Source organism: Actinophytocola oryzae (assembly GCF_004364325.1).
In the GTDB taxonomy this organism is placed as follows: domain Bacteria; phylum Actinomycetota; class Actinomycetes; order Mycobacteriales; family Pseudonocardiaceae; genus Actinophytocola; species Actinophytocola oryzae.
In genome coordinates this window covers 210,246-226,175 of sequence record NZ_SOCP01000003.1, presented here as the reverse complement: position 1 = coordinate 226,175, position 15,930 = coordinate 210,246, and the positions used below count along the sequence as shown (strand labels likewise).

The 15,930-nt window shown below is 69.9% G+C and carries 11 protein-coding genes; 10 read left to right on the top strand and 1 reads right to left on the bottom strand.

Going from position 1 to position 15,930, the window contains the following annotated elements:
• Positions 1 to 232 precede the first annotated feature (232 nt).
• The 4 genes from CLV71_RS08475 to CLV71_RS08460 all read left to right on the top strand — a co-directional run bounded on the left by CLV71_RS08475 (position 233) and on the right by CLV71_RS08460 (position 9,381).
• The gene (locus CLV71_RS08475; protein WP_133902085.1) at positions 233 to 1,240 is read left to right on the top strand and encodes an ABC transporter permease; all 1,008 of its coding nucleotides are present in this window, start codon (positions 233 to 235) and stop codon (positions 1,238 to 1,240) included.
• 18 nt (positions 1,241 to 1,258) lie between these two features.
• Complete coding sequence (locus tag CLV71_RS08470; protein ID WP_133902084.1) at positions 1,259 to 2,455, top strand: substrate-binding domain-containing protein; 1,197 nt, start codon at positions 1,259 to 1,261, stop codon at positions 2,453 to 2,455.
• Positions 2,452 to 3,303, top strand: a complete 852-nt coding sequence (locus CLV71_RS08465) for a sugar phosphate isomerase/epimerase family protein (RefSeq protein WP_133902083.1) — start codon at positions 2,452 to 2,454, stop codon at positions 3,301 to 3,303. Before CLV71_RS08470 ends, CLV71_RS08465 begins: the two co-directional genes overlap by 4 nt.
• A gap of 75 nt (positions 3,304 to 3,378) precedes the next feature.
• Positions 3,379 to 9,381, top strand: coding sequence for a ThuA domain-containing protein (locus tag CLV71_RS08460; protein WP_133902082.1), 6,003 nt, complete (start codon positions 3,379 to 3,381; stop codon positions 9,379 to 9,381).
• 198 nt (positions 9,382 to 9,579) lie between these two features.
• Here CLV71_RS08460 and CLV71_RS08455 read toward each other — a convergent pair whose 3' ends face one another.
• Entirely contained in the window at positions 9,580 to 10,239 is a 660-nt protein-coding gene (locus CLV71_RS08455; RefSeq protein WP_133902081.1) for a GntR family transcriptional regulator, read from the bottom strand.
• Positions 10,240 to 10,340: 101 nt separating this feature from the next.
• Between CLV71_RS08455 and CLV71_RS08450 the strand changes: the two genes are divergently transcribed.
• From CLV71_RS08450 to CLV71_RS08425, 6 genes are read left to right on the top strand one after another with little or no spacing between them, the layout of a single operon-like run.
• Positions 10,341 to 11,108 (top strand): FAD binding domain-containing protein, encoded by a 768-nt coding sequence (locus CLV71_RS08450; RefSeq protein ID WP_133902080.1) that lies wholly within the window; start codon positions 10,341 to 10,343, stop codon positions 11,106 to 11,108.
• A gap of 29 nt (positions 11,109 to 11,137) precedes the next feature.
• Positions 11,138 to 11,626, top strand: a complete 489-nt coding sequence (locus CLV71_RS08445) for a (2Fe-2S)-binding protein (protein ID WP_133902079.1) — start codon at positions 11,138 to 11,140, stop codon at positions 11,624 to 11,626.
• The gene (locus CLV71_RS50100; protein WP_133902078.1) at positions 11,626 to 13,008 is read left to right on the top strand and encodes a xanthine dehydrogenase family protein molybdopterin-binding subunit; all 1,383 of its coding nucleotides are present in this window, start codon (positions 11,626 to 11,628) and stop codon (positions 13,006 to 13,008) included. The genes CLV71_RS08445 and CLV71_RS50100 overlap by 1 nt, the downstream gene beginning before the upstream one ends.
• Positions 13,008 to 14,018, top strand: coding sequence for a xanthine dehydrogenase family protein molybdopterin-binding subunit (locus CLV71_RS50095; protein ID WP_133902077.1), 1,011 nt, complete (start codon positions 13,008 to 13,010; stop codon positions 14,016 to 14,018). Before CLV71_RS50100 ends, CLV71_RS50095 begins: the two co-directional genes overlap by 1 nt.
• Positions 14,015 to 14,851, top strand: a complete 837-nt coding sequence (locus CLV71_RS08430; protein ID WP_133902076.1) for an AAA family ATPase — start codon at positions 14,015 to 14,017, stop codon at positions 14,849 to 14,851. The genes CLV71_RS50095 and CLV71_RS08430 overlap by 4 nt, the downstream gene beginning before the upstream one ends.
• Entirely contained in the window at positions 14,848 to 15,927 is a 1,080-nt protein-coding gene (locus CLV71_RS08425; protein ID WP_166664005.1) for a vWA domain-containing protein, read from the top strand. Before CLV71_RS08430 ends, CLV71_RS08425 begins: the two co-directional genes overlap by 4 nt.
• The last annotated feature ends 3 nt before the right edge of the window (positions 15,928 to 15,930 follow it).

Below are 15,930 nucleotides of genomic sequence, written 5' to 3'. Positions count from 1 at the left end.
GGCACGTGGCAGCTTTCGGTCGCGTCGCCGAGCCCGCACGTCGAAGGACCCGCATCCGGAGCGACAGGGGCGCCACGATGATTTCGCGAATCTCGCGCGCGCGATGCCCAGCCCCCACCCGATCCCGGGGGCGTCCCGCCTTGCCAGTCTACCGGTGGGGTACGACAATGCCGCGTGGTTACCGGCCGGTTGTGGACAACCTCGCTGCTGTGGACAACTCGGGGGACGGCCGATGACCGCCACCCAGACGAGGCAGCCCGCGCGGTCGGTGGCCGCGAAGTTCCTCGGCGGCGGCAGTGCCACCGTGTTCGCGTTGCTCGCCCTCGTGTTCGTCGTGATCGCGTTCCTCAACCCCGGCTTCTTCGAACCACCCTCCCTGATGGCGTTCCTCAAGAAGGCCGCGCCGCTCGTCGTGCTCGCCGTCGGTCAGTACCTCGTGATCGTCTGCGGTGAGATGGATCTCTCCGTGGGCTCGCTCGTCGGGGCGCAGGTCGCCATCGCCGCGGGGGTGATGGACGGTGAGAACGGGCGGACCCTGCCGGTCATCCTGCTCATGATCGGTTTCGGGGTGCTCGTGGGACTGGTCAACGGGCTCCTCGTCACCATCCTCAGGGTGCACTCCCTGATCGCCACGCTCGGGATGATGCTCGTCCTCTACGGCGCCATCCGGCTCTGGACGGGCGGCGCCCCGACCGGCGCCCTCTCCGACGGGTTCCGGCAGGTCGGTCGTGAGGGGATCGACCTGCCGGTGGTCCGGCAGCTGCCGTGGGCGCTGCTCGTGGCGATCGCCATCGGGGTTGTCGCCGCCCTTGTCATGCGCAGGCCCTTCGGCCGCACGCTCGTCGCGACCGGGGACAACGACAGGGCCGCGGCCTTCGCCGGGGTGCGGGTCTGGCGCGTGCGGACCGTCGCGTTCGTCTTCTCCAGCGTGCTCGCCACCGTCGCCGCGATCCTCATCGGCGGGTATGCGGGCGTGGACGCCCAGGTCGGCAACGGGCTCGAGTTCACGGCCATCACCGCCGTCGTGCTCGGCGGGGTGGTGCTCGGCGGCGGGCGCGGCACCGTGCTCGCCGCCATGGCCGGGGCGCTCACCGTCGAGGCCCTGTTCACGTTGTTCAACCAGCTCAGCCTGCCCTCGACCGTACGGCCGCTCGCACAGGGCGTGATCATCATCGCGGCCGTCGCGTGGGCCGCCCGTGAGCGGCGCCGCCCGCTCCTCGAGCAGACCAACCAGCCATAGGACCACCAGGAGGCAATGATGCACCGAACGCGTGTCCTCGTCGCGGGCGCGGCCGCTGTCGCACTCGCCCTCACGGCCTGTACCACCGACACCCCGACCGACAGCGCGCCCAAGGGCGACCAGGACCAGGAGCAGACCGCCGACGGCGAGTGGTTCGTCCGCGCCGACTACGACAAGGAGCTGGCCGAGCGGGACAAGACGCCCGAGGGGTCCGCCGACCAGCCCTGGTTACAGGCCATCGATCCCGAGCTGGTCGACACCGCTCAGTACAAACAGGACGGCAAGACCCTCTGCTTCTCCAACGCCTCGGTGAGCAACCCGTGGCGGGTCACCGGGTTCATCACCATGCAGCAGCAGGTCGACGTGCTGAAGCAGTCCGGGGAGATCGGCGAGTTCCGCGTCTCCGACGCCGCGGACGACGACAACCAGCAGATCTCCGACATCCAGGCGTTCGTGGATGCCGGTGACTGCAACGCGATCATCATCTCGCCGTCCACCACGGCGACCCTGACCCCCGCCGTCGAGACCGCGTGCAAGAGCGGCGTACCGGTGATCGTGTTCGACCGGGGTGTGAACTCCGACTGCATGGTCACCTTCATCCACCCGATCGGCGGCTACGCGTTCGGCGCGGACGCGGCGGAGTTCCTCGTCGACAACCTCGACCCCGGCGCGAAGGTGTTGGCGCTGCGCATCCTGCCCGGCGTCGACGTCCTCGAGCACCGCTGGGCCGCCGCGCAGGAGATCTTCGGCAAGAGCGACCTCGAGGTGCTCGGCGACGAGTTCACCGAGGGCGACGGCGCGAAGATCAAGGACATCGTGACCCAGTACCTGCAGCGCGGCGATGTCGACGGCATCTGGATGGACGCCGGTGACGGCGCGGTCGCGGCCATCGAGGCGTTCGAGGACGCGGGCAAGGACTACCCGGTGATGTCCGGTGAGGACGAGCTTTCCTTCATGCGCAAGTGGAAGGACACCGGGATGACCGCGGTCGCACCCGTGTACTCGAACTTCCAGTGGCGCACGCCGATCCTGGCCGCCGTCAAGATCTGGAAGGGCGAGCAGGTACCGAAGGAGTGGGTGCTGCCGCAGTCGCCGATCACCGAGAAGGACCGCGACGAGTTCCTCGACCGCAACAAGGACATGCCGAGCCTGCACTACGCCAAGTTCGGCGGCGAGGACCTGCCCGGCTTCCCGAACGCGTGGAAGAACCGGTGAAACATCGGCTTGGCGTCAACACGTGGGTCTGGACCTCCCCGCTGACCGACGCGTCGCTCGCGAAGCTGGCGCCGAGGATCGCCGACTGGGGCTTCGACGTCATCGAGCTGCCGGTCGAGAACCCCGGTGAGTGGGATCCCGTCCGGGCACACGGACTCCTCGGTGACCTCGGGCTCTCGGCCAGTGTCGTGCTCGTCATGGGCGAGGGCCGCGAGCTGGTGGCGGCCGACGCGACGACCGTACTGTCCACACAGGACTACCTGCGTCACGTCGTCGACGTGGCGCAGGCGGTCGGTTCGCCCACGATCGCCGGACCCGCCTACGCGTCGGTCGGTCGCACGTGGCGGATGTCGCACGAGGAGAGGCAGACCAGGTACGCCGAGCTGCGTGACGGGCTCACGCCGGTCGTCGAGCACGCGACCGCGGCCGACGTGCGGTTGGCCGTCGAACCGTTGAACCGCTACGAGACCAGCCTCCTCAACACCGTCGACCAGGCACTCGACGCCCTGCGGGGGATGCCGGACACGTGCGGGATCGCACTCGACATCTACCACATGAACATCGAGGAGACCGACCTCGCGGCGGCCGTCCGGCGGGCGGGTGACCGCGTCGCACACGTACAGGTGTGCGCCAACGACCGGGGCGCACCCGGCGCCGACCACCTCGACTGGCAGGGCTTCGTCAACGCTCTGGGCGACGTCGGCTACACGGGCCCGCTCGTGATCGAGTCGTTCACCGCGGAGAACGCGACCATCGCGACCGCGGCCTCGGTCTGGCGCCCGCTCGCCGCGACCCAGGACGCGATCGCCACCGACGGTCTGGAGTTCTTGAGGAAGGTGATGCCGTAACCCCGCACCCCACACGGCGCCGGCACGCCGCGCGGGTCTGACTTCTCGTACCTCAGTGGAGAGGGCACCACTCGTATGAACCTGCGCAGATCCCTGACCGCCCTGCTTGCCGGCGCCACCGCGCTGTCGATGCTCGGCGCCGTGCCCGCCGCGGCCCATCCCGGGCCGCACGGCGAGGCACACGTCCTGATCTTCACGAAGACGACCCAGTTCCGGCACACCGAGGCCATCGAGCAGGGCGTTCCCGTGCTCGTGTCGGCCTTCGCGGAGGCGGGCATCACCTCCGAGCACAGCGAGGACTCCACGCTGTTCACCGACGAGGGCCTGTCGCACTACGACGCGCTCGTCATGTTCCAGACCTCCGGCGACCCGTGGAACGCCGACCAGAAGGCGGCGTTGGAACGTTACATGGAGGCGGGCCACGGCATCGTCGCGATCCACAACGCGACGGACATGCGTGGCGGCTACGCCTGGTGGGACAACATGATCGGGTCGCTGATGCCCGGTCACGCCGACACCGGCACGAGTCCCGGCCAGCCGGGCACGGTACGCGTCGAGGACCGCACCCACCCGTCGACGCAACACCTGCCGCTGCGGTGGAGCCGCGCGGACGAGTGGTACAACTACTCGACCAACGTCCGGGGCAGCGCGCACGTACTGGCCACAATGGACGAGACGACCTACACCCCCGGCGGCAACGCTATGGGTTACGACCACCCGATCTCGTGGTGCAAGCCGTACGACGGCGGTCGCGCGTGGATGACCGGCATGGGCCACTTCGGCGCGCACTACACGCAGGAACCCAACCTGGTGCAACACATTCTCGGTGGCGTGAAGTGGGCGGCCGGTCTGGAGGCCGGCGACTGCGGTGGCACGAAGTGGGACCAGTTCGAACGCGTCCCGCTCGACCAGAACACCAGCGCCCCGTACGCGATGGACGTCGCGCCGGACGGCAGGGTGTTCTTCACCGAGCTGGTGCGTGGCCAGGTCCGGGTGTACGACCCGGAGACACGCACGACCGCCAACGCCATCACCATCCCGGTGTACTCGGGTGGTGAGGACGGCCTGCTCGGTATCACGCTCGACAACGACTTCGCGGAGAACCACTGGCTGTACCTGTACTACTCACCGGCCAGTGGCAACGACAGTGATCCGGCGAACTTTTTCAACAGGTTGTCCCGCTTCACGGTCGGCGACGGTTCGCAGATCGATCCCGCGTCGGAGAAGGTGTTGCTGAACGTGCCCGCGTCGCGGCTGCCAGACGAGCCGGGGCACACCGGCGGCGGTCTCGACATGGGACCGGACGGCAACCTGTACCTCGGCGTCGGCGACGACGTGAACCCGCACTCCGAGCCGTCCGGCGGCTACGCCCCACTGTCCGAACGGGACGGTACGTTCCACGACGCGCGGGCGACCGCGGCCAACACGAACGACCTGCGTGGCAAGGTACTGCGGATCACGCCGCAGGAGAACGGCACGTACACGATCCCCGCGGGCAACATGTTCGCGCCCGGCACGGCGAAGACGCGTCCCGAGATCTACGCGATGGGTTTCCGCAACCCGTTCCGGTTCTCGCTCGACCCGAAGACCGGGGCGCTCGGCCTCGCGGACTACGCGCCGGACAACGGCGCGGACAACCCGAACCGGGGCCCGGCGGGCATCGTCGAGTGGAACATCATCACCGAGCCCGGGTTCTACGGCTGGCCGCTGTGCATGGGCAACAACGAGCCGTTCCGGGACGTGGACTACCGCACGAACCCGGTGACGGTCGGGCCGTACTTCGACTGCGCCAACCCGGTCAACGACTCGATCCGCAACACCGGGCTGACACAGCTGCCGCCGGTCAAGGCGGCGAAGATGTGGTACGGCTACCAGCGTTCCTCGGTGCCGTCGGTCATCCCGCAGGGCGGCGGTCTCGCGCCGATGGGTGGCCCGTACTACGACTACGACCCGGACCTCCAGTCGGACACCAAGTTCCCGTCCTCCTACGACGGCAAGGCATTCTTCTACGAGTGGGCCAGGAACAAGATGTACTCGATCATCCCGTCCGAGGACGGGAAGTCGGTCGAGAAGGTCAACCCGTTCCTGCCGGACACGCAGTTCCTCGCGCCGATCGACTCCAAGTTCGGGCCGGAGGGCTCGATGTACGTGCTCGACTGGGGTGGTGGCTTCGGCCGCGACAACCCGGACTCCGGACTGTACAGAGTGGACTACGTGTCCGGGTCGCGGTCCCCGTCGGCGTCGGCGAGGGCCACGCCCGACTCGGGCCACGCGCCCCTGCAGGTCCAGTTCACCGGCGAGTCGAGCACCGATCCCGAGAACGAGGCCCTGACCTACGAATGGGACTTCGACGGGAACGGCACGACCGACTCGACCGACGTCTCGCCGACCTTCACCTACACCGCGAACGGCGTGTACAACGCGCGGCTCACGGTGACCGACCCGCACGGCAAGACCGGCACCACGACCGTGCCGATCACGGTCGGCAACACCAGACCGGACGTGAACTTCCAGCTGCCGCCCAACGGCGCGTTCTTCGACTTCGGGGACGAGATCAGCTGGCAGCTCGCCGTCACCGACGCCGAGGACACCACGATCCCCGACTCGTCCGTGGTGATCCAGCCGGCGCTCGGGCACGACGAGCACGCGCACCCCGGTGAGCCGCTGCACGGCCGGACGGGCTCGGTCGTGACATCGCTCGGCGGCGGACACGGCGAGGACATGAACGTCTTCTACGCGCTCGACGGCCGATATACCGACTCCGGCGGCGCGAACGGCATTCCCGCGCTGACCGGCTCGGACACCACACTGCTGTTCCCGAAGCAGCGCGAGGCCGAGTTCTTCGACCGGTCCAGCCAGGTCACGGTCGGGCCGTCGCGGGACCTCGAGGGCCACGCGAACTCGATCACCGGCCAGAACGGCGCGTGGGCCTCGTACGACCCGGTGAGCCTGCACAACGTGGACGCGTTGGTGCTGCGGGCATCGGCGAACGCCGCAGGCCCGATCCAGCTGCGCAGGGACGCACCGGACGGACCACTGCTCGGCACGGCGAACGTGCCCGCGACCGGCACCTCGTCCTATGTGGACGTCTCGGTCGCCGTCACCGATCCCGGCGAGTCGTTCACGCTGTACGTCGTGTTCCCGGGCGCGGGGCAGCGGCGGCTGAACTTCGTCGAGGCGGACGGCAAGGGCGCGTCACCGATCGCGAAGCCGAAGGTGGCGATCACCGCGCCGACGGCGGGTGCGGACCTGGAGCCGGGGCCGATCCCGGTGCGGGCGTCCGCGACCGACGCGGAGGGCACGATCGCGAAGGTCGAGTTCTTCGTGGACGGTCAGTCGATCGGCACGGACACGACGGCGCCCTACGAGGTCACGTGGAACGCGACCGAGGAGCGGCGCTACCGGCTGACCGCGGTGGCCACCAACGACCGGGGCGCCGCGAAGACGTCGCGGATCGTGCAGGCCGAGGTCGGTGACCTGTTCGGGAACTGGCAGACCTTCTCCAACGTCCAGGCCACGTTCGACCGGCCGGACACCGACACGTGGGTCGTCGCCGCCGCTGGCGCGGACACCTGGCAGGGCACCGACGAGTACGGTGCCGCCTACCTGCCCGGCGTCGCGGACACGGACTGGACCGCGACGGTCAAGATCGAACGTCAGGGCAACACGAACCCCTCGGCCAAGGCCGGGATCATCGTCCGCGACGACATCACCCAGCCCGGTCGCTCACCCGGGTACGCGGCGATGACGCTGAGACCCGGCCTCGGCTTCGAATGGCTGCGGGACACCGACGGCAACGGCACGCTCGACGCCAGCTCCAACGGCGCCGCGACCAGCTATCCCGCGTGGGTGAGACTGGTGCGTGACGGCGACGACTACACCGGGTACTGGAGCACCGACGGCGAGAACTTCACGGCCGTCGGCGGCCCCGCGACGCTGCCCAACGCGGGTTCGATCCAGGACGTGGGACTGATGGTGTTGTCGCACAACGCAGGTGCGACGAGCGAGGTCGAGTTCTCCGACTGGACCTTTGACGACGAGGCGTGGGAACCGGGTCCGGACCCGGAACCCGAGCCCGCGCCGACGTGCCTGATGCAGGGCAGCGACGGTTTCGACGGCACGTCACTGAACCAGACGAGGTGGACGACGGTCCGCAACGCCGCTGGACTACCGGTGAGCGTCGCGAACGGACGGTTGACGCTGCCGGTGACCAACGGCGACATCAACGAGGCGTCCACGGGCCCGATCAGCTACGTCGGCCAGCCGGCCAGGGCGGGTGCGTGGACGGCGACGACCACGGTGTCACTGCCGCACAACAGACAGTGGCAGCACGCCGGGCTGTTGGTGCACGCGAACGACGACAACTACGTGAAGTTGGCGTTCACCCGCAACGACTCCGGCGGTCGGCTGATGGAGTTCCAGACGGAGGTGGAAGGCTCACGGACGTGGCACGCGAACGTGGTGCTGCCGCAGAGCTTCCCGTCGACCGTCGCGCTGAGACTCGTCTCGGACGGCTCGGCACTGACCGCGGCGTACTCGACGGACGGCCAGAACTGGACGCAGCTGTCCGGCTCGGCGTCGGTGGTACCCAGTGCCACCATCGGCCTCATGGCCGCGGGTGACACGGCCGCACACAGCGTCGACGCGGTGTTCGACGACTTCACGCTGACCCCGGACACCACCGACACCGGCGAACGGGAGCCGTCCGACGAGTTCGACGGCACCGCGGTCGACGGCTGCCGGTGGGACGAGGTCGTGCGGTACGACTCGGCGCACATCGCCATGGCGGACGGCAACCTGCGGGTGAGGACGCAGGTCGGTGACATCAACGCGGGTAGCAACGGCGACCCACGCAACTTCGTGCTGCAGAAGGTCCCGTCCGGCGACTGGACGGCGGAGACCAGGCTGACGCCGTCGATGCTGCACCGCTGGCAGCTGGCCGGGCTGCTCGTGTACGGCGACGACGACAACTACGTGAAGTTCGACGTCCTCGCCAACAACGAGAGCGGCGCGGCGAAGAACCTGGCCGCGGAGATAGTGTCCGAAAAGGACGGACAGTTCGGCAACGGCGGCAACCGCAACATCGACATCGCGGAGTCGACCGAGAGCGGCTGGTACCACCTGCGACTGTCGAAGGTCGGTGACACCTATACCGCGGAGATCAGCGACAACGGTGTCACCTGGCGGTCGCTGGGCGACCCGGTGACCAACGACGCCGACCTGACGTCCTTCGGCGTGATGGCGATCGGCCCGGAGCAGACCGAGCCGGTGACGGTGGCGTTCGACTACTTCCGGGTGGCCGGGCCGCCGGACCGCGAGGCCCCGGCGGTCACCGCGACCGTCACGGAGCCGGACGGCGCCAACGGCTGGCACCGCACCCCGGCCACCGTGACCGCGACGGCGACCGACAACCGCCCCGACGCGGTCGCGATCGAGTACCGCGAGGCGGGCGGGGACTGGGTTCCGTACGTGAACCCCGTTGTCCTGTCGGAGGACGGCGCACACTCACTGGAGTTCCGTGCGACGGACGCGGCGGGGAACGCCTCGGTCTCGGTGCCGGTACTGGCACTGGTGGACGCGTCGGCGCCCGTCGTGGCGGTGACGGGCGTGCAGGCGTCCGGTAGCTATGTCGTCGGCACGCCACTGTCGTTGGCGGCCACGGCGGAGGACCGGGTGTCGGGCGTCGGTTCGGTGTGGGTGAAGCTGGACGGTGTCACGGTCCAGGCCCCGCTGACGGTGTCCCCGACGGCGGGCGCGCACCAGCTGGAGGTGGTGGCCACCGACGAGGCGGGCAACGTGGCGTCGGTGGCTGTGCCGTTCAGGGTCACGGTCACCTACGCCGAGGCGGCCTCGCTGCTGACCCGGTACCGGGTGGACGGCAGGGTGGGCCTGGTGCCGTACATCCAGCTGTACGTGGGCCTGCACAACGCCGACCGAGCCGCGTCGGCTGGTGACGGGCAGCTGGCGGTGACGTGGCTGGACAACTTCGCCACCATGGCGGCGAAGGTTCCGGACACGGACACCCGCGCCCAGCTGGAGGCCATCGCGGCCAGCCTGAAGGGAGACGTCACCGGATGACCCGAGCGGGGTCCGGTGCCGGCCGGACCCCACCCCGGTGCTGGGGCACACGCTCCAGCACCGGGGCCCGGCATCCGGCGGGCTGTCGGCGAATGCACTGAAGGACGCCTTCGTAACGCCCGGCGTTAGGAAGGCGTCCTTCAGTACCGCTGGCGTTAGGAAGGCGTCCTTCAGTACCGCTGGCGTTAGGAAGGCGTCCTACCTGGCGCGGCCGTGGGCGTCGTGGGGGAGGTCGGCGTAGTGCCACTGGTGGTCGCGGGTCAGCTGGCATGCTGCCTCGAGGTCGCCGGTGCGCAGGACGTCCAGCAGCTCCTGGTGTTCGTCGGCCACGCCGGGGAGGTCCGGTTCCGCCGCAAGCAACGTCACCGCCGTGCGGGCCTCTATCTGCAACGACTCCCAGGCGTGCTTGAGCAGCTCGTTGCCCGCGGCCTCGATCACGTGGCGGTGGAACGCCACGCTGGCCAGGCCGACCGCCTGGAGGTCGGACGCCGCCGCGGCCGTGCGCATCGCGGCCACGTCCTCCTCCAGGGCCTCGAACGGGACGGTGCCTGCCGGCAGCGCGAGCCGGGTGGCCGCCTCCTCGAGGGCCGCCCTGACGACGTAACACTCGCGCAGGGTCTGCTGGATGAAGTGGCGGACGAACGTCCCACGCCTCGGCCTGGTCTCCACCATGCCGATGGCCTCCAGCTCCCGCAGTGCCTCGCGGACCGGGGCCTGGCTGGTGCCGTACACCTCGGCCAGCTTCGTCTCCACCAGACGCTCGCCGGGCTCCAGCTCACCCGTCACGATGCGCCGCACCAGAGCGTCGCGGATCTGCCTGCCCAGTGTGAGCCGGGGGAGCGGCTTCGTCTCGGTCATGGGCTCCTCGGGACGGGCTTGACGGTCGTCGCGGACACACCGTAGCGTCTCACACAGATTATCAATTATCGATAATTGGCGAGCCTCGATGAGGAGGTTCTGTGCTCTCCAAGGTCCACCTGCCCAGGTCGGCGGCCGAGGCGGCCGACCTGCTGCGTGACGGCGGCTGGCTCATCGGCGGCGGCACCGTCGTGATGCCGAGGGTCAACACCGGCGCGGTACCCGTCGACCGGCTGATCTCCCTCCGGCACGCGGGCCTCGCCGGCATCCACCTGGACGGCAAGGACGTGACCGTCGGCGCGGCCACGACCCTCGCCCAGGTCGGCGCCGACGACCGGCTGGCGGAGCTGCACCCCGTGGTCCGGTCCATCGCGTCGCCGCCCGTGCGCAACCTCGCCACGGTCGGCGGGAACCTCCTCGTCCCGCAACCGCACGGCGACCTCGCCGTCGCGCTGCTCGCGCTCGACGCGCGGATCGACCTGCTCAGTGCCGACGGCAGCCGCACGATCACCGTCGGGGAACCCGTGCGGGACGACGAGATCGTCACCGCCATCCACTTCGGACTCCCGACGGGCGCGTGGCGCTACCGCAAGGCCATGCGGCGCAGGCACAACTCGGCGTCGATCGTCACCGTGGCGGCCGTCCTGGACGGTGAGCACACCCGGATCGCGCTCGGGGGCGTCGCGCGGCGGCCCGTCCGCGCCACCGCGGCCGAGTCGGTCCTGCGCAACGACCCCGACGCCGTCGAGGAGGCGGCCGAGGCGGCCAGGGTCGGCATCGAGCCCTTCGACGACGCCTACGCCTCCGCCTGGTACCGCAACCGCGTCCTCCCCGTGCACGTCCGCCGCGCTCTCCTCGGCGAAGCCTGAGCGCGAACGTCAAGACTGAATGGACTCCCATGGCCTCCCGCATCGTGTCCCTCACGGTCAACGACCGTGAGGAAGAGCTGATCGCCAAGCCGGGCACCTCGCTGCTCGGCGCGCTGCGCGAAAACCTCGGTCTGACCGCCGCGAAACGTGGCTGCGCCCAGGGCGCCTGCGGGTCGTGCACGGTGCTGCTCGACGCACGTCCGGTCCCCGCGTGCCTCGTGCCGGTCGAGACCGTCGACGGCGCCGACGTCCGGACCCTCGAGGGCGTCGCCGCGGACGGGGAGCTCGACGAGGTGCAGAGCGCCTTCCTGGAGGACTTCGCCACGCAGTGCGGGTTCTGCACCGCGGGCATGATCATGACGGCCGAGGCTCTGCTGGTCGACAACCCGCAGCCCACCCGCGACGAGGTCATCGAGGCGATAAGCGGCAACGTGTGCCGCTGCACGGGTTACGAGCCGATCGTCGCCGCGATCCTCGACGCCGCCCAGCGCCGCCGCGCCTCGGGGAGGACAGCCTGATGGCCTACCGCCAGACGCCCGTCGACGACCAGTACTTCGCGAAGGAGCGCGGCGGCAACGGCTTCTCCGTCATCGGCTCGGTCGTGCAGCGGTCCGACGCACGCGGTCACGTCACGGGCCGCACCGAGTTCTTCGAGGACGTCCGCCCCGCCGGGTTGCTGCACCTGAAGATGCACCGCTCCGCACGTCACCACGCGCGGCTCGTCAGCGTCGACACCTCGGCGGCGAAGGCCGTTCGCGGTGTGGTCGCCGTGTTGACCGGCAAGGACATCCCGAACAACCTCTACACCCCGCTGAAGCTGATCGGTGTCACGCCGGACGACGAGCCGGTTCTCGCCGAGAGCAAGGTCCGCTACCTCGGTGAGCCGATCGTCGCGGTGGTGGCCGAGACCGAGGCCGCGGCGCTCGCGGGTGCCGCCGCGGTCGTGGTCTCCTACGAGGACCTCGAGCCGGTGTTCGACGTCGAGGAGGCACTCGAGGACGGCGCGCCGGTCGTCAACGAGTACCACGGCAGGAACTACTTCACCTACGAGGGACACCACTGTCGCCGCGTCCGACTCGGTGACGTGGCAGCGGGTTTCGCCGAGGCCGACCACATCTTCGAGTGGCGGTACCAGTCCTCGCCCATCGAGCAGGCGCCGGTCGAGACCACCGGGTGCACCGTGATCCCGCAGCCGGACGGCAGGCTGCGCATCCACTCCGACACCCAGGCGTGCTTCTTCACCCTCGACAACACCGCGCTGATCCTCGAGTCCGACTTCAACAAGCTCCGCATCGTCGGCGGCACGGTCGGCGGCGGCTTCGGCGGCAAGGTCGACGTCGTGGTCGAGCCGGTCGCGTGCGTGGCCGCGATGATGACGAACCGGCCGGTGAAGTTCGTCTACGGCAGGCACGAGGAGATGCAGGTGTCCTCACCCCGTGCCGCGGAACGCATCTACATCAAGGACGGCGTCACGAGCGACGGCCGTCTCCTCGCCCGCCAGGTCATCGCCTACGTCGACGCCGGTGCCTACTCACGGCACACGCCCTACGGCACGACGAAGGCCGCCGCGCACTTCCCCGGCCCGTACACGATCCCGAACGTCTGGATCGACTGCCACTGCGTGTACACGAACCGGACGCCGTCGAGTGCCATGCGCGGCTTCGGTGTCACCATCGGGGACTTCGCCATCGAGTCGCAGATGGACAGAGTGGCCCGCGAGCTGGGCATCGACCCGCTGCAGTTCCGGCTCCGCAACGCCTACCGGGACGGCGACCTGAAGGCGCACCGCAAGGTCGCGGAGGGCACGGCCCTCATCGAGGTCATGCAGAAGGCGGCCGAGCTGGTCGGCCACGAGCTGCCGGACGAGTACCGGGCGATGTCCTCGATGGAGGGGCGCTGATGGCCAGGTTGCGCGGGCGCGGTTACGCGGCGGTCAACTACCCGACCGGGATGAACCTGGGCGGCGACCCGTCGCAGGCGCTGATCCACTCGACGACCACCGGCACGTTCGTCATCTCGCTGTCCTCCGTGGACCTCGGGCAGGGGCTCAAGACCGTGGTGGCGCAGTGTGCGGCCGAGACGCTCGGCCTGCCCATCGAGAACGTCATCGTGGACACCGCCGACACCGACACCGGCCCGCACTGCATGGGCACGTTCGCGAGCCGGGGCACGCACCGCGTGGGCAACGCCGTGATCATGGCCGCCACCGAGGCCCGCGCGATCATGCTGGAGGTCGCGGCCGAGGAGCTGGAGGTCGACGCGGCGGACCTGGAGACCGACGGCACCGGCTTCGTCAAGGTGAAGGGCACGGACGAGAAGAAGATCCACATCACGGACCTCGCGCTGGCCGCGCACTTCACGCACGGCCGCACGATCTCCGGCCGCGGTGTGTTCATGAAGGAGAAGAGCGAGGTCGTGCCGGAGACCGGCGAGATGAACCCGGACTCCTGCCAGGCACACGCGTGCACGGTCGCCGAGGTCGAGGTGGACGACGAGACCGGTGTCGTCGAGGTGCTGAAGATGTACAGCGTCTACGAGATCGGCCGTGCGCTCAACCCGGCCATGGCCACGCAGCAGGTCGAGGGCGGCGCGTGGATGGGCCTGTCCCACGCGTTGTTCGAGGCCACCGAGCCGTACTACCCGGTCCGCGACCACGGCCCGGTCGACTTCAGCGAGTACCTCATGCCGGGTGCCGGTGACGTCCCGGAGCAGCACAGTGTCCTACTGGAACGGCCGGCCGCCACGGGTCCCTTCGGTGCCAAGGGCATCGGCGAGATGACCGCCAACGCACCGATCCCGGCCATCGCGAACGCCATCTTCGACGCCTGCGGTGTGCGGATCGAGCACATGCCCTTCACCCCGGAACGCGTGCTGCGCGGCCTCGACGCACTGCGTGGCACGCCGGCATGAACGAGGCGGAGCTGGCGACGAGGATGCGGGCGGAGCGGTACTTCGCCGACGAGGGCCTGCTCACGGCCGTCTACCTGGCGCTGACCCTCGGCCGCCCGCTCCTGCTCGAGGGCGAGCCCGGCGTCGGCAAGACCGAGCTGGCGGCCGTGCTGGGCCGCGTGCTCGACCGGGAGCTGGTGCGGCTGCAGTGTTACGAGGGCCTCGACGCGGGACAGGCGCTCTACGAGTGGGACTATCCGAAGCAGCTGCTGCACCTGCGGGCGGGCGAGTCGAACATCGGCGAGGTGTACCGGGAGGAGTTCCTGCTCGAACGCCCGCTGCTGCGCTCGCTGCGCAGGCCGGCGGTGCTGCTCGTCGACGAGGTGGACCGCGCCGACAGCGAGTTCGAGGCGTTCCTGCTGGAGTTCCTCGGCGACTTCCAGATCACGGTTCCCGAGCTGGGCACGATCCGCGCCGCCGAGACCCCCGTCGTCGTGCTGACGTCCAACCGGACCCGCGAGCTGCACGACGCCCTCAAGCGCCGCTGCCTCTACCACTGGATCCCCTTCCCCGGCACGGAACGCGAACGCGCGATCGTGCGTGCCCACGTGCCGGGCATCGAGGAGGACGCGGCGAACACGCTCGTCGAGGCGGTGTCCGGCACGCGCAGGCTCGACCTGCTGAAACGACCGGGGATCGCGGAGTCCGTCGAGTGGGCGCGTGGCGCGGCGGTGCTCGCCGCGAACGGCGACACGTGGCCGGTCGCACTGCGCAGGGCACTCGGCCTGCTCGTCAAGGACGAGGAAGACATGGCGGTCGTGCACGAGCACCTCGACGAGCTGATCGTACCGTGACCGCCGCCGACCACCTGTACGGCTTCCTCGCGGCCCTCCGCGAGGAGGGTCTCGCCGTGCCGGTGGTCAGGAAACGCGACTTCCTCACCGCGCTCACCGCGGTGCCACCACGCGACGTCCGCCACCTCTACTGGCTCGCCCACGCCACGCTCACCACCTCGGTGGACGACACGGAGATCTTCGACCCGGTGTTCGAGCACTGGTTCGCGGGCCGTGGCCTGCCCGTCGCGGCCGAGACCGACGCGCCGGGCGAGGAGGAACGCGGCGGCGACGCACCGGACGCGGCCCCACCGGACGAGGCGCTCCGGGAGGGCGACGGCCTGGCGGCCAGTACGTCCACGGCGGACAGAGCGTTCGCGGCGACCGCGCTGACCGAGCACCAGCTCCTGCTGCGGCTGCGCAGGGACCTGCCCCCGGCGATCCCGACGATCCGTTCCAGGCGCCGCCAACCGGCCCGGCGCGGCGACCGCCTGGACGTCCGCCGCATCCACCGCGACGCCCGGCGCACCGGCGGCGAGCTGGTCCACCTGCGCCGGCGCAGGCCGCCGCAGCGGCAGCGGCCGGTGCTGGTGCTCATCGACGTGTCCGGCTCGATGAAACAGCACAGTCGCGACTACCTGCGGTTCGCCCACACCGTCGTGGCGACGTGCGACCGGGCCGAGGTGTTCACGTTCGGCACCCGGCTCACCCACGTCACCCCGGCACTGCGGAAACGGGACGTGGACGCGGCGCTGTCGGCGCTCGCGGACGTGGTCAGGGACGCCGACGGCGGCACCCGGATCGGCCCGTCGCTTCGCCAGTTCCTCGGCAACGCCCGCCAGCTGCGCATGGCGCGCGGGGCGCTGGTGCTCGTGCTGTCCGACGGGCTCGAACGCGGTGACTGCGAGCCGCTGACCAGGGCCGTGGCGCGGCTGTCCCTGTTGTCCCACAGGCTCGTCTGGTGGTCGCCGCTCGCGTGCGACCCGGCGTACCGGCCGGTCACCCGTGGCATGTCGGCCGTCGTCCGGCACGTGCACACGCTCGCGGGGGTACGGGATCTCGAGACCGCGTGGCAACAACTCGGCAACGGACTCTAAGGA

Bases quoted from the DNA above. Each gene is read 5' to 3' on its own strand.
- CLV71_RS08430 (WP_133902076.1), top strand. From the start codon at position 14,015: ATGAACGAGGCGGAGCTGGCGACGAGGATGCGGGCGGAGCGGTACTTC.
- CLV71_RS08460 (WP_133902082.1), top strand. From the start codon at position 3,379: ATGAACCTGCGCAGATCCCTGACCGCCCTGCTTGCCGGCGCCACCGCG.
- CLV71_RS08470 (WP_133902084.1), top strand. From the start codon at position 1,259: ATGCACCGAACGCGTGTCCTCGTCGCGGGCGCGGCCGCTGTCGCACTC.
- CLV71_RS08455 (WP_133902081.1), bottom strand. From the start codon at position 10,239: ATGACCGAGACGAAGCCGCTCCCCCGGCTCACACTGGGCAGGCAGATC.
- CLV71_RS08445 (WP_133902079.1), top strand. From the start codon at position 11,138: ATGGCCTCCCGCATCGTGTCCCTCACGGTCAACGACCGTGAGGAAGAG.
- CLV71_RS50100 (WP_133902078.1), top strand. From the start codon at position 11,626: ATGGCCTACCGCCAGACGCCCGTCGACGACCAGTACTTCGCGAAGGAG.
- CLV71_RS50095 (WP_133902077.1), top strand. From the start codon at position 13,008: ATGGCCAGGTTGCGCGGGCGCGGTTACGCGGCGGTCAACTACCCGACC.
- CLV71_RS08475 (WP_133902085.1), top strand. From the start codon at position 233: ATGACCGCCACCCAGACGAGGCAGCCCGCGCGGTCGGTGGCCGCGAAG.